General features: G+C 55.5%; 20 protein-coding genes. 4 read left to right on the top strand and 16 right to left on the bottom strand.

Annotated features, from left to right (window positions below):
- Positions 1 to 26 precede the first annotated feature (26 nt).
- From cyoE to ACG2XO_RS05735, 4 genes are read right to left on the bottom strand one after another with little or no spacing between them, the layout of a single operon-like run.
- Positions 27 to 923: a heme o synthase gene (gene cyoE / locus ACG2XO_RS05750; protein WP_410499862.1), complete on the bottom strand. Its 897-nt coding sequence runs from the start codon at positions 921 to 923 to the stop codon at positions 27 to 29.
- Entirely contained in the window at positions 920 to 2098 is a 1179-nt protein-coding gene (locus ACG2XO_RS05745; protein WP_410499861.1) for a COX15/CtaA family protein, read from the bottom strand. Before ACG2XO_RS05745 ends, cyoE begins: the two co-directional genes overlap by 4 nt.
- Positions 2099 to 2533 (bottom strand): hypothetical protein, encoded by a 435-nt coding sequence (locus ACG2XO_RS05740; RefSeq protein ID WP_410499860.1) that lies wholly within the window; start codon positions 2531 to 2533, stop codon positions 2099 to 2101.
- A 26-nt stretch (positions 2534 to 2559) separates the two neighbouring features.
- The gene (locus ACG2XO_RS05735; protein ID WP_410499859.1) at positions 2560 to 3270 is read right to left on the bottom strand and encodes an SURF1 family protein; all 711 of its coding nucleotides are present in this window, start codon (positions 3268 to 3270) and stop codon (positions 2560 to 2562) included.
- On the opposite strand from ACG2XO_RS05735, the gene ACG2XO_RS05730 reads away from it, so the two are divergent.
- Positions 3254 to 3430 (top strand): DUF2909 family protein, encoded by a 177-nt coding sequence (locus tag ACG2XO_RS05730; protein WP_410499858.1) that lies wholly within the window; start codon positions 3254 to 3256, stop codon positions 3428 to 3430. The genes ACG2XO_RS05735 and ACG2XO_RS05730 overlap by 17 nt on opposite strands.
- 15 nt (positions 3431 to 3445) lie before the next feature.
- On the opposite strand, the gene ACG2XO_RS05725 is transcribed toward ACG2XO_RS05730, so the two are convergent.
- From ACG2XO_RS05725 to coxB, 6 genes are read right to left on the bottom strand one after another with little or no spacing between them, the layout of a single operon-like run.
- Positions 3446 to 4312: a cytochrome c oxidase subunit 3 gene (locus tag ACG2XO_RS05725; protein WP_410499857.1), complete on the bottom strand. Its 867-nt coding sequence runs from the start codon at positions 4310 to 4312 to the stop codon at positions 3446 to 3448.
- Between the two features lie 34 nt (positions 4313 to 4346).
- Entirely contained in the window at positions 4347 to 4520 is a 174-nt protein-coding gene (locus tag ACG2XO_RS05720; protein WP_410499856.1) for a DUF2970 domain-containing protein, read from the bottom strand.
- Positions 4521 to 4530: 10 nt separating this feature from the next.
- On the bottom strand, positions 4531 to 5046 hold the full coding sequence (locus tag ACG2XO_RS05715) for a cytochrome c oxidase assembly protein (protein WP_410499855.1): 516 nt from the start codon (positions 5044 to 5046) through the stop codon (positions 4531 to 4533).
- Between the two features lie 45 nt (positions 5047 to 5091).
- Entirely contained in the window at positions 5092 to 5214 is a 123-nt protein-coding gene (locus ACG2XO_RS05710; RefSeq protein WP_410499854.1) for a hypothetical protein, read from the bottom strand.
- A complete protein-coding gene (gene ctaD / locus ACG2XO_RS05705) occupies positions 5211 to 6884 on the bottom strand; it encodes a cytochrome c oxidase subunit I (protein WP_410499853.1) in 1674 nt (557 codons plus the stop codon). The genes ACG2XO_RS05710 and ctaD overlap by 4 nt, the downstream gene beginning before the upstream one ends.
- Positions 6885 to 8015 (bottom strand): cytochrome c oxidase subunit II, encoded by a 1131-nt coding sequence (gene coxB / locus ACG2XO_RS05700; RefSeq protein ID WP_410499852.1) that lies wholly within the window; start codon positions 8013 to 8015, stop codon positions 6885 to 6887. It abuts the gene before it with no gap.
- A gap of 183 nt (positions 8016 to 8198) precedes the next feature.
- On the opposite strand from coxB, the gene ACG2XO_RS05695 reads away from it, so the two are divergent.
- Complete coding sequence (locus ACG2XO_RS05695; RefSeq protein WP_410499851.1) at positions 8199 to 8966, top strand: DUF2189 domain-containing protein; 768 nt, start codon at positions 8199 to 8201, stop codon at positions 8964 to 8966.
- A 205-nt stretch (positions 8967 to 9171) separates the two neighbouring features.
- Here the strand turns inward: ACG2XO_RS05695 and ACG2XO_RS05690 are convergent, their stop codons facing one another.
- Positions 9172 to 10113, bottom strand: a complete 942-nt coding sequence (locus tag ACG2XO_RS05690; RefSeq protein WP_410499850.1) for a LysR family transcriptional regulator — start codon at positions 10111 to 10113, stop codon at positions 9172 to 9174.
- A gap of 114 nt (positions 10114 to 10227) precedes the next feature.
- Here ACG2XO_RS05690 and ACG2XO_RS05685 point away from each other — a divergent pair, with 114 nt between their 5' ends.
- Positions 10228 to 10830, top strand: a complete 603-nt coding sequence (locus ACG2XO_RS05685) for a short chain dehydrogenase (RefSeq protein ID WP_410499849.1) — start codon at positions 10228 to 10230, stop codon at positions 10828 to 10830.
- Between the two features lie 371 nt (positions 10831 to 11201).
- Complete coding sequence (locus ACG2XO_RS05680) at positions 11202 to 13514, top strand: M10 family metallopeptidase C-terminal domain-containing protein (protein ID WP_410499848.1); 2313 nt, start codon at positions 11202 to 11204, stop codon at positions 13512 to 13514.
- A 72-nt stretch (positions 13515 to 13586) separates the two neighbouring features.
- On the opposite strand, the gene ACG2XO_RS05675 is transcribed toward ACG2XO_RS05680, so the two are convergent.
- The 5 genes from ACG2XO_RS05675 to rlmH all read right to left on the bottom strand — a co-directional run bounded on the left by ACG2XO_RS05675 (position 13587) and on the right by rlmH (position 16573).
- Positions 13587 to 14018 (bottom strand): cupin domain-containing protein, encoded by a 432-nt coding sequence (locus ACG2XO_RS05675; RefSeq protein ID WP_410499847.1) that lies wholly within the window; start codon positions 14016 to 14018, stop codon positions 13587 to 13589.
- A gap of 272 nt (positions 14019 to 14290) precedes the next feature.
- Entirely contained in the window at positions 14291 to 14995 is a 705-nt protein-coding gene (locus ACG2XO_RS05670; protein WP_410499846.1) for a hypothetical protein, read from the bottom strand.
- Between the two features lie 118 nt (positions 14996 to 15113).
- Positions 15114 to 15338, bottom strand: coding sequence for an RNA-binding S4 domain-containing protein (locus ACG2XO_RS05665; RefSeq protein WP_410499845.1), 225 nt, complete (start codon positions 15336 to 15338; stop codon positions 15114 to 15116).
- A gap of 83 nt (positions 15339 to 15421) precedes the next feature.
- Positions 15422 to 16012, bottom strand: coding sequence for a Maf family protein (locus ACG2XO_RS05660; RefSeq protein ID WP_410499844.1), 591 nt, complete (start codon positions 16010 to 16012; stop codon positions 15422 to 15424).
- Positions 16013 to 16102: 90 nt separating this feature from the next.
- On the bottom strand, positions 16103 to 16573 hold the full coding sequence (gene rlmH, locus ACG2XO_RS05655) for a 23S rRNA (pseudouridine(1915)-N(3))-methyltransferase RlmH (RefSeq protein WP_410499843.1): 471 nt from the start codon (positions 16571 to 16573) through the stop codon (positions 16103 to 16105).
- Positions 16574 to 16635: the final 62 nt, after the last annotated feature.

Here is a 16635-nt window from a genome sequence, read left to right as displayed (position 1 = left end):
AAACGTCAACAGAGCCTAGCAGGCCATCAAAACATCGCCATTTTCAGATAATGGTCGATCAGCAGCGCAGAAAACAGGTAGGCCAGATAGGCAATCGAGCAGCGAAACAGCTTTCTGGCCAATTCGTCCTGTTCATTGCGATACACCCGCCAAGCGCCGAATAAAAACCAGCCATTGAGCAGCAGCGCGGCGAGCAAATACAGCAGCCCAGAAAAGCCCAGAGCAACGGGCAGCAAAGTCGTCGCAGCCAGAATCCAGCTATACAGCCAGATCGCCAAGCGGGTAAAGGCTTTGCCGTGCGTCACCGGCAGCATCGGCAAGCCGACCTTGCGGTAGTCTTCCATCCGGTACAACGCCAGCGCCCAGAAATGCGGCGGTGTCCAGGCATAAATAATCAGAAACAGCGTTGCGGCGACGGCGGACACTTCGCCGCTCATTGCCGCCCAGCCCAGAATCGGCGGCATGGCACCCGCAGCGCCGCCAATGACGATATTTTGCGGGCTGGCCGGTTTTAACCAGCGGGTATAGACCACAGCATAAGCAATGAAGGTAGCCAGCGTCAGATACAGGGTCAGGGTATTTACAAACAGCGTGAGTAAGACCGCTCCGCTGACCGTTAAACACAAGGCATAGCTGGCTGCCCATTGCAGGCTGACTGCGCCGCGTGGCAAAGGGCGTCGCTGGGTGCGCAACATTTGCGCATCGCGCTCCGACTCAAACAGGCAATTGGCTGCGGCAGCGCCGCTGGCGATCAGCGCAATGCCGCATACCGCCGCCAACATTTTGCCCCAGTTGATGGTTCCGTCACTGGCGAGCAGCATGCCTATCCACGCACAGAAAACAATCAGCGCAACCACCCGCGGTTTGCCCAGCCGGAATAACTCAATGCCAAGCTGCGGAGCAGAAAGTCTTAAAGTATTCATGTCGCAGCCTCTTGTTGCCGTAAATTCGGGTATTCAAACGATTTTTGCTGCAGCGCTGGCAGGCGGCAATAGCCATGCACCAGCAAGCCGAGTAGCAAGACAGCACCAGCATGGTGAGCCAGCGCCAATGCCAGCGGCAGCGAAAAAATAACATTGCCGACCCCCAAGCCCAGTTGCAGCAACAGCGCTGCCAGAATCGAGCGTGCATAGCGCGGTGCTGGCCGCCACAATTGCACGATCAAACCCAGCAAAGCCAGACTGAGCAAAAGTGCGCCAAGCCGGTGCAACCAGTGAATCGCGGCCAGATGCTGCAAGCTCAACGCTTCGCCGCTGGCGCTCATTCCCAGTTCACGATCAGGTCGCAAGGCGTCTTGCAAATAATCCAAACCGCCCGGTATCGCCCACTGCCCCTGACACTGCGGAAATCCATCGCAGGCCAGCGCGGCATAATTGGTCGAGACCCAGCCGCCCAGCACGATCTGCACCATCACCAGCAGTAAAGCCAGTTGCCAGAGCGCTCGCCATCGCGGTAAGTAGACAAGCAACAGTTTTGGCCTGAGGCCACCCCGTCCAGCATCGTTACCTCGCCTTGGCGTACGACTTGTACTGTCTGCGGCTCCGGTGCCTTGCTGGAACACTTTTGCACGGTTACTTAATGATTCCGCCAGCGAGTCCCAGCGCGGCATCGCGCGCGAAGCCAGCACCAGCAAAATCATCAGTAAAGTCATTCCGCCGATCAGATGCCCGGTGACAACGATGGGCATTAGTTTCAATGTCACGGTCCACATGCCGAAAGCGCCTTGCAGCACAATCACCGCCAGTGGCAATAAGGCAGGCCAGCCACTCTGGCTCGCTTGCCGTCGATCCCGCCACAGCAGGGCGGTCAGCACCAGCATCAGCAGACCGAGCCCGCCAGCCACATAGCGGTGGATCATTTCTTTCCAGCCCTTGGCGCTATCGACTTCCATTCCGAATCGCGTTTCGGCGTGGGCGATTTCATGCGCTTCATCGGGAACGCCCAGATGCCCGTAACAACCGGGCCAGTCAGGGCAACCTAGCCCGGCATCCTGCAGGCGCACATACGCGCCCAGAATCATCAGCGCGGCAGTCCATACCAGCGCGAGAATCAGCAAACGTCGAGTCAGGACTGACAGATTGGGAAGCAAGTTTTTCATTTAACCCAGCCCCTGATTATTTTTCAGTACTTTGCCGATTTCGCGCAGCGCGGCCTGTCGTCCTTGAATTTGCGCCAGTTGTTCGGGCGAATAGCGCAGCACCGCATTGCCGTGCGGATCAATCAGATAAATGCCGCTGGGCAAAGCTTGCGCCAGCGGCAGGCATTCGGCGACCTTGATCCGGTGCTGTGCATTCCCCTGCGCACGCTGAAGTTGTTGTGCCACAGGTCTGAGTTGGTTGGCCTGATTGGGCTGGGCTGCATTGCAAGCTTGTCCGGTATGCGCGAGCAATTGCCAGTATCGCTGTGGCGGTGCCGACAATACCGGTTTGGCAATCAGTTGGCCGAAGCTTTCGCCACCTTGCGGTCTAGCCCATTGCCAGGCAGCTTGAGCCAGCAGGATAGGCAAAATACATAAGCCCAGTATCGATATCAAGATCAATCTCTGCCTAGCTTTCTGAGTCATACCTCTGCCTTCATATAGTGACGATAAAATAAAAACCCACCGAAAGCGGCCATCAAAAACCAGCTGAGTGAATACGCCAGATGCCGCTCGACGCCGAATGGCCGCTCTTGCGCCAGTGCAGTCATTCCCGGAGCGGGGTCAAGCGCCAGCACATACCCCGCAGGCATGGACAAATAAGCCCACGCGGCAAATCGACCCGGATCGATATTTTGAAAAATCCGTCCCGTCACCGGTGCTGCGCCCAGCTCGACGTAGCGCGGCCAGCTTTGCACGAGCACATGCGATTCGCCACTTGCTGACGGTGGCTGTCCCTTGCCCTGCGCCCACCAGCCCCGATTGACCAGCAAGATCGTTCCATCCCGTAACTGGAACGGCGTAATGATGTGATAGCCCACCTTGCCTTGCTGTACCCGGTGATCCAGCCAGATTTCGTACTGTTTCAACCATTGCCCCTGCAAAGACAGCTTGCGCCATTGCGGTGGCACACCCTGCTCCCAGCGTAATTCGGGCATGGACTGAATTTGGTCAATTTCCTGCAACAAACGGTGCTTGTCATTCGCTCGCCACAGTTGCCAGATCCCCAGGCAGATCGTCAATGCAACCAATGCCAGCAACATCAGCGCACCGCGCAGATATTTGGTGCGCAAAATGCCGCCGCTTTGGCTAGGCTGAAGGCTTGGAGGAATCGGAATGAAAATTGTTGCCATCTTGCTGCTCCTTGCCATCCTGTTCTCGCTCGCTCAAGCCTTGTTGCGTCTGGTTCGCGGCGCATCGGATCAACTTTGGACGATGCTCGCCTGGCGCGTGGGCTTGTCGATCGGCTTGTTTATTTTGCTGCTGGTTTCACGCTGGCAAGGCTGGATTTAAGTAGAGAAGACCGGGTTAAAGGCAATAAACCAGCACAAACAACAGCAACCAGACCACGTCGACAAAATGCCAGTACCATGCGGCAGCTTCAAAGCCAAAGTGCTGCAAAGGCGTGAAATGCCCGCGCTGTACGCGCAACCACATCGTGATCAGAATGATGGTTCCCACCAGCACATGCATGCCGTGAAAACCGGTCAGCATATAAAATGTCGCGCCATACGCACCGGATGAGAGCATCAGGTTCATTGCGGTCCATGCATGATGATATTCATAAGCCTGCAAACCCAGAAAAACGCTACCGAGAATGATCGTCAATCCCAGCCCGCGGCTCAGCACCTGACGCTGCTGATTCAACAAGCCCCAATGCGCCCAGGTCAGCGTGGCGCCTGAGCTGAGCAGCAAGGCGGTATTGATTGCGGGCAAGCCCATCGGGTGCATCGCCTGATAATCCGCAGCTTTGGGTCCCGTCGCCAGCGGCCAGCTGGCTTTGAAATCGGGCCAGAGCAATTGTTGCGTATCGCCGAGCAAGCCCAGCTCGGGAACGGAAATGGCACGGGTATAAAACAGCGCGCCAAAAAAGGCGGCAAAAAACATGACTTCGGAAAAAATAAACCAGCTCATTCCCCAGCGGAACGAATAATCGACCTGCTGACCGTACTGCCCGCCTTCCGATTCGCGAATCACATCGCCAAACCAGCCTGCCAGCATCCAGAACAAGATGGCAAATCCGGCCAGCAGAATCCAGCGCCCTGCACCGACCTGATTGATCGTCAGCGCTGCGCCCAATCCCAGACAAAACAGCGCGCCCGATCCCACCAGCGGCCAGCGGGAAGGTGGAGGCACATAGTAATGTGCATCATGAACTCCATTTTCGACATTCATTGCCCACCTCCAGATATTTCAAATCAAGTCGGATTCAAACAGCCTGCAGCACCAGATGCCGAACCAGCGCCCAGATCAGCAGCGCCAGCAATACGGCACACAGCAGCCCTGCCCCGATAATATGCGCCGGCTTGATCGGCCGCGCCGCCTTGCCGCGACTACGGACGCCAAAAAATGCCGCCAGCACTGCTTTAATTGCCTGCCACATACCGACTCCTTTAAGCAGCAGGCGGATCCAGACGCTGCACAGTGTAAGACAAGGTTGCAGCGCCCATTTCCGGCGGCAACTGATCGGCAACCAGCAAGACCACGGTCACTTCCCGCTCTTCATTCGCAGCCAAGGCCATCGCATCAAAACAGAAACATTCAAGCTTTTGCAGCAAGCCTGCCGCCCGCACCGGCGCAAAACTCGGCACAGCCCGCAAATGCACAGCTTGATCCGATTCGTTGCGCAGCAAAAATCTGGCCTTGACCACGCCACCCGACCGTCCGGTCTGCACGCCGTCGAGCGAGCGCATCGTCACCGGCAAACCGGCGGCAACATTGACATCAAACTCGATCCGCAGCGCCGTACCCGCTTGCGTATATCCCGCTTCGGCACGGTCTATACCGAGAAACTTGCAGAAAGCACTGTAAAAGGGCGAGAGCGCATAACCAAAACCGAACATCAGCGCGGCAATCAAGCCCAGCTTGATCGCCAAGCGCTGATTTTTATGCTGCAAAGCATCAGCCATATACCCACCCATGTATTTCCTCGTGCGCCTTTATAGAAAGGCGCTTTATGCCGATACCCAGAGCTGCTTGGCAATCACCAGTAGAAAAAATACCAGAGCCAGCAAAACCAGCTTGCGCGCGGTTCTCAAATTGCTTCGTGCGTTTTCTCTCATTTGCAACTGATTCATACCGCCTCCTTCCCGTCATTCTCATCATGCCCATCGACCGCCTGTGCGATCAGACCACGGCGAACCGTTGCCAGATCGGGCGGGCTCTCCCAGGTGTGGTGCGGCGCTGGAGAAGCCACTTCCCACTCCAGCGTATTGCCGCCTTCCCACGGCGAAGCGGGTGCCGGGCCAACACCCCCGCGTATCGTATGAATCACATTAAAGAAAAACAGCAACTGGCCTAAGCCGAAACAGAAAGCACCGACGCTGGCGACCGTATTGAAATCGGTAAACTGCAGCGCATAATCCGGAATCCGGCGCGGCATGCCCGCCAGCCCCAGAAAATGCATCGGAAAAAACGTCACGTTGAACCAGATCATCGACCACCAGAAATGGAATTTGCCGCGCCCCTCGTGGTACATGAAGCCGGTCCATTTGGGCAGCCAGTAATACACGGCGGCAAACAGGCTAAACAGCGCACCGGCGACCAGCACATAATGAAAATGCGCGACGACGTAATAGGTGTCCTGCATCTGCGTATCGACCGGCGCGATAGACAGGATCAGGCCGGAAAAACCGCCGACGGTAAACAGACAAACAAAACCGATCGCAAACAGCATCGGTGTCTCGAAAGTCATGCTGCCTTGCCACATCGTCGCAATCCAGTTGAATACTTTCACACCGGTCGGCACCGCGATCAGCATCGTCAGAAACATGAAAAACAGTTGCGCCGTCGCCGGCATGCCAACGGCGAACATGTGATGCCCCCAGACCATGAACGACAAAATCGCAATCGAGCACGTCGCGTACACCATCGACACATAACCGAACAGCGGCTTGCGGGCAAAGGTCGGGATAATCTGGCTGACGATGCCAAATGCCGGCAGCGCCATGATGTAAACCTCGGGATGACCGAAAAACCAGAAGATATGCTGGAACAGCACCGGATCACCGCCACCTGCCGCGTTAAAGAAATGCGTACCGAAATGCCGGTCGGTCAGCAGCATTGTGACCGCACCGGCGAGCACCGGCGCAACGGCAATCAATAGATACGCAGTCACCAGCGAAGTCCATGCGAACAACGGCATTTTCAGCATCGTCATACCGGGCGCGCGCATATTCAGGATCGTCGTGATGATATTGATCGACCCCATGATCGATGAAAGTCCGAGCAAGTGAATACTGAAAATGGCCAGATCCATCCCCATCCCGGCTTGTGCCGACAATGGCGGATACAAAGTCCAGCCGCCTGCCGGAGCGCCACCCGGAACAAACAGCGAAATCAGCAGCAACAGCGCGGCAGGCGGCAGCAGCCAGAAGCTCCAGTTATTCATCCGCGCAAATGCCATATCAGGCGCGCCAAGCATCAGCGGCAACATCCAGTTGGCCAGCCCGGTAAATGCCGGCATGATCGCGCCAAACACCATAATGATGCCGTGCAAGGTCGTGAGCTGATTGAAAAACTCGGGTTGCCAGTATTGCAGGCCGGGCTGGAACAGCTCGGCACGGATGCCCAATGCCATCACGCCACCGGTGATAAACATCGCAAAAGCAAACCACAGATACAGCGTTCCGATGTCTTTATGATTGGTGGCATATAGCCAGCGCTCCCATTTGGAATGGTGTCCAGCGTCATGCTCCCCATGGGTATGTGCAGCATTCGGGCTTGAGTGAATTACTTCAGCGCTCATTTATTTCGCTCCTCGTGCTGTTTTCACTTCGCTTGGGTGAACAAAACCGGCCTGATTGCCCCAGCTATTACGCTCGTAACTGATAACAGCGGCAATTTCAACGTCGGACAGACTCTGCCAGGCCGGCATTGCATTCTTGCCATTGAGCACGATATGCAGATGCCCTTCCTTGCTGCCGGTGGTAATTTTCGAACCAATCATGCTCGGGAACGGTCCACCCCCCGTACCATCTGCTTTATGGCAGGCGGCACAATTGGCTTCGTAGACCTGCTTGCCACGAGCGAGCAAATCAGCATCAGACCATTTTTTATTCGGGTCATCCTGCATCGCTTTGGCTTTAGCCTGCTGTTCGGCCACCCAGGTTTTAAAATCGTCATTGCTGACCACTTTCACGACAATGGGCATAAAGCCGTGGTCTTTGCCGCACAGCTCGACACACTGGCCGCGATACGTGCCGACTTTGTCAGCAGTAAACCAGGTGTCACGAATAAAACCGGGGATCGCATCCTGCTTAACGCCAAAAGCGGGCACACCCCAGCTATGAATCACATCATTGGCCGTCGTTAAAATCCGCACTTTTTGCCCAACCGGAACGACCAGCTCATGATCGACCTCGAGCAAATAATGCGAGCCTTTGGCTTGACCCGCGTCAGCATGATTGTCGATCTGCTCGCGCGGCGTCGCCAGCTTGCTCTTGAAGCCAAAACCGTAATCGAGATAGTCATACGACCAGAACCACTGAAAACCGGTCGCCTTGATCGTGATTGCCGCACCCCTAGTATCTTTTTGCGCCAACACCACACTGGCGGCGGGCCAAGCCATCGCCAGCAAGATCAGCGCCGGAATCAGCGTCCACAGGATTTCGACCGTAGTGTTTTCATGAAATGGCTTGGCCGCATGCCCCAGCGATTTACGGTGGCGCAAAATGGCATAAAACATAAAGCCAAACACCAGCACAAAAATCACCAGAATGACAATCATTAAATAACTGTGCAGGCCTTCGATTTGCAAGGCAATTGGGCTGGCAGGCGGAGTAAAGGTCCAGAATTCGCCGGCAGCCATGGCGACAGGGCTAGCGAAACTGCTAATCGCAACTGCGGTATTCATCTTGCAAGGGCAAAACTGACTCATTCGCTGAGCTCCTGTATGGGCAGTGCTTCTCATACACGCTAGCAAAAAATCAGTAAGGTGCAAGTTATTGATAATCAAACACTAATTGTGCAGCGCAGCAATTGCCGCCCGTCAGTTCAAGGCTACAAAGCAATGGAAAAACGTCTAACAAGAACCATTACCAATCTCGTAGGGAGCACGAGCATGGATCTTCATCTTTCCGAACTCGATCAGCATTTCACGCTGCCAAAAACCCGCAAAGTCGGCGCAGACCGGCCTCTGGTATGGCTCAAACTGGGAATGAACGACTTAATGCAACACCCCGGCCCCAGCCTGACTTATGGCCTGCTGATCACGGCTTTTGGCTGGCTCATACTCAGTCTGGTCGACCCGCGAGGACACTTTTTTACTTCATTAATCACCGGATTTCTGTTGCTATCACCCCTGGCAGCTGCAGGTATTTATGAACTCACCAGCGAACGTGAAGAAGGCAGAACGACTTCATTTATCCAGTCGCTACGCGATGCCGGTAAAAATCTCAGTCAAGTTGCATTTCTTGGCGTCATCCTGGGCATGGTCGCGATTGCCTGGGAGCGCGTCTCGGCGATTCTGTTTGCCCTGCTATACGGCGGGGAAGTACCCGCCGGCACGTCTTTACTGGCAGCACTTACCGGCGAATACCTCAACTTCACGCTCATCTGGGTCGCGGCAGGCTTTCTGCTCGCCTGCTTCGTTTTCGCATTAACCGCAGTCTCTATCCCGATGCTGGCAGACCGCGAAGTCGACAGCGTCACCGCAATGATGACCAGCTTGCGTGCGGTCGCCGAAAACCTCAGCACCATGGCCATCTGGGCAGCCATCATTGTGGCACTGACGGCAATCGGCTTTGCCACCTATCTGATCGGCCTGATCGTTATCTTCCCGCTACTGGGGCATGCCACCTGGTATGCATACAAAGACCTGATCGAATAAGCTCGGAATTCATTCAGACCCGAAGCCAAACAGTGTGTCTGTTTGGCTTTTTTCATTGGCACACAGTATGAATAAAACCCAGCTTGAAGCATTCAGCGATGGCTGCTGACCTTCGCGATCTGGCTGATTCCGGACAACCGAATCAGCACAAACGCGATTCGCAAACCAAACGTCAACAGACCCCAAGCCTGATTACCAATATCAATCAAGCCAGCATTGCAGCCTGTTCCGGCGCGGCAAACCAATCCTGCAAAAAACCCACCAGCGCCGATACCTTGGCCGGTTGTGGCAGGCGTTGCGGGTAAACCAGATAAATGGACTGCCCGCGCAAACGGTATTGCGGCAAGACCCGGATCAGGCGGCCATGCTCAACGTCGTTCCCGGCCAGATACGACGGCAACCGTGCGATGCCGGCGCCCTGCAATGCAAAATTGCGCAACAGACCATAATCATTGGCGCGAAATGGCGCGCTGATGTGCGCGACATGCAATTCGCCGTCACCAATCAGCTCCCAGCGATCGGCCTGTGCAAAATGCGAATTCATCAGGCAGGGCTGGCCAGCCAGTTGCGCCGGATTGTCGATCTCCGCCGGCAGTCCGGCCAGAAATTCGGGCGAAGCCAGCAGCCAGTCGTGCACCAGCGCCAGTGGACGACTGATCAGCCGCTCAGGGGGCGCCAGATTCGAGCGGATCGCCAGATCGAATCCATCGGCCTCCAGATCGCGCGGCATGGCCGACAAATCCAGCTCAATCGTGACCAGCGGGTATTGCGCGCGAAACGCCATCAAGGCTTTGGCCATGAACACGCCGCCAAAACTGGTCGGCACCGTGATCCGCAAATGCCCGGCCACGGCCTGCCGCTGTTCGAGCAAAGCCTGACCAGCCGCCTGCATCCGGGCTTGCCAGTCGTGACAATGCGCCAGATACAGCTGACCCGCCTCGGTCAGATTAAGCCGCCGCGTCGTGCGGTACAGCAATTGCGTACCCAGTGCGCGCTCCAACTGCTGCACCTGTTTGCTCAGCAAAGCCTTCGAGACACCCATCGCCCCGGCGGCGGCGGTGAAGCTGCCATACGCCATCACGGCAGAGAACGCCATCGCCCAGGGCCAGAGTTGCTGCATGTCATTCAGGGGATCTTGCACCAACATATTGTTTCCAATTAGTAAACAATTGATCAATTAAAACGCAGTTTATCGCAACAAACGCGCCGAGTATGATGAATTCATCAACAAAACAGCAATCCATCACTAGGGGTATCCAAAATGAAAATTCTGCTTATCGGCGCTAACGGCACCATCGGTCAGGCGGTCAAAAACGAACTCGCTCCGCGTCATGACATCATCACCGCCGGTCGCAACAGCGGCGACATCCGGGTCGACATCAAGGATTTCGCTTCAGTGCAGGCAATGTATGCACAAGTCGGCGCGGTGGACGCGGTGATTTCGGCGGCCGGTAATCTGCATTTTGGCGCGCTGGCCGACATGACACCTGAATTGATGGGGGTCGGTCTGGCCGACAAACTGATGGGGCAAGTCAATCTGGTGCTCGCCGGCCAGCATGTGCTGAATGACGGTGGCAGCTTCACGCTGACCAGCGGCGTGCTGTCGAACGATCCGATTGTCTACGGCAGCAGCGCCAGTCTGGTTAACGCCGGGATCGACGGTTTTGTGATCGGCGCAGCGATCGAGCTGCCGCGCGGACTGCGCATCAACGCAGTCAGCCCGACCGTGCTGACCGAATCGTTGCCGGTGTACGGCCCCTACTTCCGCGGCTTCGATTCGGTCGCCGCAGCCAAGGTCGCGCTGGCGTACAGCAAGAGCGTCGAAGGCAAACAAACCGGGCAGGTGTATAAAGTGCTGAGCTAGATTCAATATAGCCTTGCGCCATATACCCATATAAAACGGGCGTAAATCGCCCGTTTCTGCTTACTGGATTTTGATTGTCACCGGCCGGCCAGAAAGTCGAATGCAGGAATACAGATTGAATCCGCTTTCTCCGCCATCAAGCCCGGATCCAGCCGGGTAGCTGCCGGACAAAAGCCGGGTCTACCCGCGCGGCGCGCATATCAATATGGATTCATGCCGGATCCGGTAAATTCAATTGATCTTTCCGGTCAAATCATTCAGCATTCCCGCTGCTGAAAATAGTTTATCTAGCTGATTAAACACGATTTCTTTCATTTAAATTACTTGACCCGTGAGCGTCAGATAGCGCTCATGGCATGCTGGAGAGAGTCATGGCACTGCCGGTTTTATCGAATGAAGAAATAATCACCACACTGGATACGGGCTATCTGTGGCGTGATCAATCCGGCAATGTCAAATCAACCATCACCTTCTCGTTCCCGACCGCCAAGGAGGGAATGGACAACTACAGCAGCGGCACCTATCGTGACGACTTTGTAGCCATGACCGCCGAGCAGCAGGATACGATGCGCCTTGCACTGCAAATGTGGGACGATCTGATTCCGCAAAGCTTTCAGGAAATCAGCCGCAATGGCACTGAAGCTGCAGGCTACTCCGATATCGAATTTGGCAGCAGCACCAGCTATACCGGCGTTGCCAATGGCGCATTCCCTTCAACGGGCAGTGTCTGGTTCAACTACGACAAGTTTCTGCCGCAGAATCTAACCTCATATCGTTTCATGGCCATCATGCATGAAATTGGTCATACCCTGGGCATGGATCACTCAGGGACTAACCAGAAAGATGCCAATGGCAATTACATTGCATCGTCGTATCAGGACACCACCGTCCTGTCGATCATGTCGTATTTCGGCCCGGCAGGCACCAGCTCGCCCGGCCGCAGTACGGAAACCATGCAAGCCGACTGGACCGACGCCAATGGCAATACCTATTCGCCGCAAACACCGATGCTGGACGACATCCTGGCCATTCAAAACATGTATGGCGTCTCGACCACCACCCGTCTGGGCGACACGGTTTATGGCTTTCACTGCACCGTCACCGGCGCCAGCAGCAAAATTTACGATTTCACCCTGAATACAGGGCCGGTACTCACGCTGTTTGATTCCGGCGGGATAGATACGCTTGATCTGAGCGGCTGGAACAGCGATGCAACCATTTGCCTTGAAAGTGGCAGCTATTCGTCAGCCAATAATATGAGCAACAGTATTGCCATCGCCTACAGCGCGACCATAGAAAACGCCGTCGGTGGCGGTGGTAATGATGTCATCACCGGCAATGAAGTCGCCAACGTTCTCAATGGCGGGGCTGGCGCCGACAGCATGAGCGGCGGCACCGGTAATGACACTTACTACATCGACAATGCCGGCGATCAAATTACCGAGAGCAGTACCCTGAGCAGCGAAATTGACTCCGTGATCAGCAGCCTCAGTTATGCGCTGGGCAATAATCTGGAAAAACTGACCTTGGCCGGTACGGCGGCAATCAATGCCACCGGTAATGCGCTGGCCAATACCCTGACGGGGAATACAGCTGTAAACACCATCAATGCTGGCGCAGGTAACGATACCCTCAATGGCGCAGCAGGTGCCGACATCATGCTCGGCGGCGCTGGCAGTGATGTTTACATCGTCGACAATGCGGCGGACAAGGTCTACGAAACGACAACGACGGCATCGACCACTGATGCCGGTGGTTTCGACACCGTGCAATCGTCGCTCAGCTGGACGCTGGGCAGCTTCGTTGAAAACCTGACATTGACCGGCACACTGGCCGTCAATGCTACCGGCAACGCGCTAGCCAATACCCTGATAGGGAATACGGCTGCAAACACCATCAATGCTGGCGCTGGCAACGATACCCTCAATGGCGCGGCAGGCGCCGACATCATGCTCGGCGGCGCTGGCAATGATGTTTACGTCGTCGACAATGCTGCGGACAAAGTCTACGAAACGACAACGACGACATCGGCCACCGATGCCGGTGGTGTCGACACGGTGCAATCGTCGCTCAGCTGGACGCTGGGTAATTTTGTTGAAAGGCTAACACTAACCGGCACACTGGCCGTGAATGGCACCGGCAACGCGCTGGCCAATACCCTGATAGGGAATGCCGCGACAAACACGCTCAATGGCGGCTCCGGCAACGATACCCTGATTGCAGGCGCAGGTAATGACGTCCTTTATGGTGGCGTTGGCGCCGACCGTTTTGTTTTTGACAGCAAATCGGGCTGGGATGCGATCAAGGATTTTGCCAGCGCCAGCGATAAAATGGTTTTCGATAATTCAGCGCTGGGCGGTCTGGGTGACAAAGATGCCATTCTCGAAGGCGGGCTATTGCGCAGCGCGGCAGGCGGCTTTGCCAAAACCGCTGAACTGGTCGTTTTCAGCAGCAATATCGCCGGCAGCATCACCACCACAACCGCCGCAGCCAAAATCGGCAGCGCCACCAGCGCCTACACGATAGGCGATCAACGTCTGTTTGTTGTCGACAACGGTACGCAAAGCAATATCTATCTGTTCAAAGCCATCGATGCCGATGCTGCGGTCGAAAGCAATGAATTGCAATTGCTCGGCACCGTCAACGGGCAAACCGCGCTGGGCGATTATCTGTTTCAGGCGTGAACACTTCAAACTCTACAACGCAAAAAGCCCGGCCATATCGCCGGGCTTTTTTTGAATCAAGGCGTCAAAAAATCATTGCGCTTTCACCGTGATTGGCTGACCGGCAACGCCGGTAAACACCACCACCAGTTTCACCGGCTCGGTACCCTCATTCTTGCCGTTGTGCAGGGTATTCTGCACTTCGGCAAAACCCTGGCCGGCGCGGTAGGTATTGCTGACGCCGTCTTTCAATTGCACCGTCAGTTGACCCGACAAAATGTAGGCATAGCCCGGCACCGGATGCTTGTGCCAGCCGGTTTCCTTGCCCACCGGAATATCGACCTGCAGCATCGTCGCCTCGGGCTGATCGGTATTCGGGTACAGAATCGGCTGTCCCGTCGCCGTCGAGCCGCTTTTGAAGATCACCGTCGCCGTTACTTCTTTCTTGTAAACTTCCTTGCCGTCTTCGGCGTGCACATTCAGCGCCAGACACAGGCCGGCCAATACCCACAGTTTTTGCAACATGTCATTCTCCGAAACACGGCGGAACGGGTGTGCCGCCGGCGGGAAGTATAAGTGAAAACCCGTAGTCAATCCCGTATCGTAGACGCGGCAAATGCCGCACTTCGGCCAGAATGGCGGCATTTAACCCAAAGCAGAAGTATTTGTAGCTTGGCGCTGAGCTTGCAAAGCCCAGCAATCGCGGAGAATGTTAGGCTGCATTTACTCGGCACAAACGGACAAACCGCTTTGGGCGATTATATTTTTCAGGCGTGTGATGCAAAAAGCCCCAGCGTCTAGGGCTTTTCTGGCGGATTCAGAATGGCATGCTGGTAGCGCTGGAGTGAGCCGTCCAACTGCATTTGGTTTAATGCAGCACTCAGTTGACTGGCCAAAGCCCGATGTTTCGGCTCCAACCAGAGATGGACGCTCAATTCGGCAAATTGCTGAACCGTGAACATTTTTCTGGCATCTTCTATCTCGCGCTCGGAAATCAACGCATTCATCAGAATACAGCTATCAACCCGTCTGGCTTTGAGCATCTTCATACATACATCGACCGAATTAACCGGATTGAGCCGCTCCGACGGCGCTAACATCGATTCAATCGCCACGATGCCACGAGGATAGGCAACACTGTATGGCCGTAAATCAGCCCAGTTTTGTATATTCAGCTGATTGCCCATACTCAAGCTATAAAACTTGATGGTCACAAAAGATGGGTTGACCCTAATGGCCTCTGGGTATATGGCTGCAAATAAACTGACCCGCCCGGCATCACCATCAAACATACCGCTTTTGAATTCGACGATGGCACGACGCGCCGGGCGATATTCGAGGGTATATGGCGTTTTGATACGCTGAAATAAATCCTGAATAAAGCGCTTATGCGCTGCGGTCGCCGGCAATTCAGGGGGCAGCACGGTCACCAGCCGTAACGGCTCTACGGCCTGCGCAGCAGAACCGAGTATGCACCCGGCTAAAAACCAGAAATAGCGCATTGGGAATCACCTATTCACAGCGATACACAATGAGTCTGGCACAGGGCAGCGGTGCACACCAGCTCAAGCCTGCTTGCCGGTCGAAACGTTAGCGCCATTTGAAGCCGGCTTACTGCCATCACACGGCAGCAGCGATGACTTCTATCGTTTCCCCCATCACACTGACCACCATTCCCGCGCGGATTTTGGCGGTTTTGCGCGTGTCGACCTGACCGTTGACCTGCACATCGCCAGCGGCAATCATCATCTTGGCGATGCCGCCCGATGGTGCAATCGCAACGGCTTTAAGCAGGTCGCATAGCGCGATGTGTTCGTGACGCAATTCAAAAACATGGTTTGACATTGTAGCTATCCTTATGGGTATATCAACGCAGGTCAATATAGTATTGACCCGCAAACAAATACTGCAGCGGGTATTCAGGCCTATCAATCGGCCATAAAGCCCAGACCCTGTCTGGCGATCAGTTGCGCGGTTTCATACAGTGGCAAGCCCATCACGCCGGTATAACTGCCTTCCAGATGAGCGACGAACAGCCCGCCGACGCCCTGAATACCGTAAGCGCCAGCCTTGTCCATCGGCTCGCCGCTGGCAACATAATTGGCAATCTGTGCTTCGCTCAGCGTGGCAAAAGTCACACGGCTGACGTTCAGCATCGTTTCGACGCCGTCTTCGGTGCGCAAGGCCAGACTCGTCAGCACTTCGTGGACGGTGCCAGAGAGTTTTTTCAGCATCGCCGTTGCATCCGCCGCATCGAGCGGCTTGCCGAGAATTTCGTCACCCAGCACCACCGAGGTATCGGACGCCAGTACCGGCTTGAGCGCCAGCCCCATATCCCGCAAGTGCTGCCAGCCCGATTCGGCTTTTTCGACGGCCATGCGGATCACGTAATCGCGCGGGTTTTCATCGGGTAGCGGCGTTTCGTCGATCGGCGCAGCGATACGTTCGAAAATCACACCGGTTTGCGCGAGGAGTTCTTTACGGCGCGGGCTGCCGGAGGCGAGGTAGAGTTGGGTCATCGGTTTTACCTTGTAGTGATCAATTCATTGCAATTCAACGATTGCCGAAATCCCCCTGCCCGCCCCCCTTCGTCGAAAGGGGGAACACGTTTATTCACGGTGGTAGGGGTGATTATTGATAATCGACACCGCGCGGTACAACTGCTCGGCGAGCATTACGCGAACCATACCGTGCGGTAGCGTCATTGCCGAGAGTTGCAAGAGCTGGTCGGCGCGCTGCTTGATGCGCGGGTCGAGCCCGTCGGTGCCGCCGATGATAAAGACCGTTTCGCGGCCGTCACGCTGCCAATCTTTCATATTGTCGGCGAGCTTCATCGTCGTCCAGTTCGCGCCGCGCTCGTCCATCGCCAGCACGCGGGCGTCCTGTGGAATCGCAGCCAGAATGCGCTCGGCTTCCTCGGCCATCACTTGTTGCGGCGTGCGCGCGCTGATGCGCTTGTCGGGTTTAAGCTCGGTCAGCGTCAGCGCGAAATCACGCGGCATGCGCTTGGCAAATTCGTTGTAACCTTCGGCAATCCAGTCGGGCATTTTGTGGCCGACGGCGATGATGTTCAGTTTCATGGCAAATCAGGAGCAGACTAATCCGCCGATGTTAACACGACGATGCCATCAAAAAAGGCTCA

It is taken from the genome of Chitinibacter sp. S2-10 (genome assembly GCF_046530675.1).
Classification (GTDB): Bacteria; Pseudomonadota; Gammaproteobacteria; order Burkholderiales; family Chitinibacteraceae; genus Chitinibacter.
Note: the sequence above shows the minus strand (reverse complement) of the source record. Positions and strands in the feature narration are given on the sequence as shown.

Coding starts and splice junctions, on each gene's coding strand:
- cyoE (WP_410499862.1), bottom strand. CDS start 923: ATGAATACTTTAAGACTTTCTGCTCCGCAGCTTGGCATTGAGTTATTC.
- ACG2XO_RS05745 (WP_410499861.1), bottom strand. CDS start 2,098: ATGAAAAACTTGCTTCCCAATCTGTCAGTCCTGACTCGACGTTTGCTG.
- ACG2XO_RS05730 (WP_410499858.1), top strand. CDS start 3,254: ATGAAAATTGTTGCCATCTTGCTGCTCCTTGCCATCCTGTTCTCGCTC.
- ACG2XO_RS05735 (WP_410499859.1), bottom strand. CDS start 3,270: ATGGCAACAATTTTCATTCCGATTCCTCCAAGCCTTCAGCCTAGCCAA.
- ACG2XO_RS05725 (WP_410499857.1), bottom strand. CDS start 4,312: ATGAATGTCGAAAATGGAGTTCATGATGCACATTACTATGTGCCTCCA.
- ACG2XO_RS05720 (WP_410499856.1), bottom strand. CDS start 4,520: ATGTGGCAGGCAATTAAAGCAGTGCTGGCGGCATTTTTTGGCGTCCGT.
- ACG2XO_RS05715 (WP_410499855.1), bottom strand. CDS start 5,046: ATGGCTGATGCTTTGCAGCATAAAAATCAGCGCTTGGCGATCAAGCTG.
- ACG2XO_RS05710 (WP_410499854.1), bottom strand. CDS start 5,214: ATGAATCAGTTGCAAATGAGAGAAAACGCACGAAGCAATTTGAGAACC.
- ctaD (WP_410499853.1), bottom strand. CDS start 6,884: ATGAGCGCTGAAGTAATTCACTCAAGCCCGAATGCTGCACATACCCAT.
- coxB (WP_410499852.1), bottom strand. CDS start 8,015: ATGAGTCAGTTTTGCCCTTGCAAGATGAATACCGCAGTTGCGATTAGC.
- ACG2XO_RS05695 (WP_410499851.1), top strand. CDS start 8,199: ATGGATCTTCATCTTTCCGAACTCGATCAGCATTTCACGCTGCCAAAA.
- ACG2XO_RS05690 (WP_410499850.1), bottom strand. CDS start 10,113: ATGTTGGTGCAAGATCCCCTGAATGACATGCAGCAACTCTGGCCCTGG.
- ACG2XO_RS05685 (WP_410499849.1), top strand. CDS start 10,228: ATGAAAATTCTGCTTATCGGCGCTAACGGCACCATCGGTCAGGCGGTC.
- ACG2XO_RS05680 (WP_410499848.1), top strand. CDS start 11,202: ATGGCACTGCCGGTTTTATCGAATGAAGAAATAATCACCACACTGGAT.
- ACG2XO_RS05675 (WP_410499847.1), bottom strand. CDS start 14,018: ATGTTGCAAAAACTGTGGGTATTGGCCGGCCTGTGTCTGGCGCTGAAT.
- ACG2XO_RS05670 (WP_410499846.1), bottom strand. CDS start 14,995: ATGCGCTATTTCTGGTTTTTAGCCGGGTGCATACTCGGTTCTGCTGCG.
- ACG2XO_RS05665 (WP_410499845.1), bottom strand. CDS start 15,338: ATGTCAAACCATGTTTTTGAATTGCGTCACGAACACATCGCGCTATGC.
- ACG2XO_RS05660 (WP_410499844.1), bottom strand. CDS start 16,012: ATGACCCAACTCTACCTCGCCTCCGGCAGCCCGCGCCGTAAAGAACTC.
- rlmH (WP_410499843.1), bottom strand. CDS start 16,573: ATGAAACTGAACATCATCGCCGTCGGCCACAAAATGCCCGACTGGATT.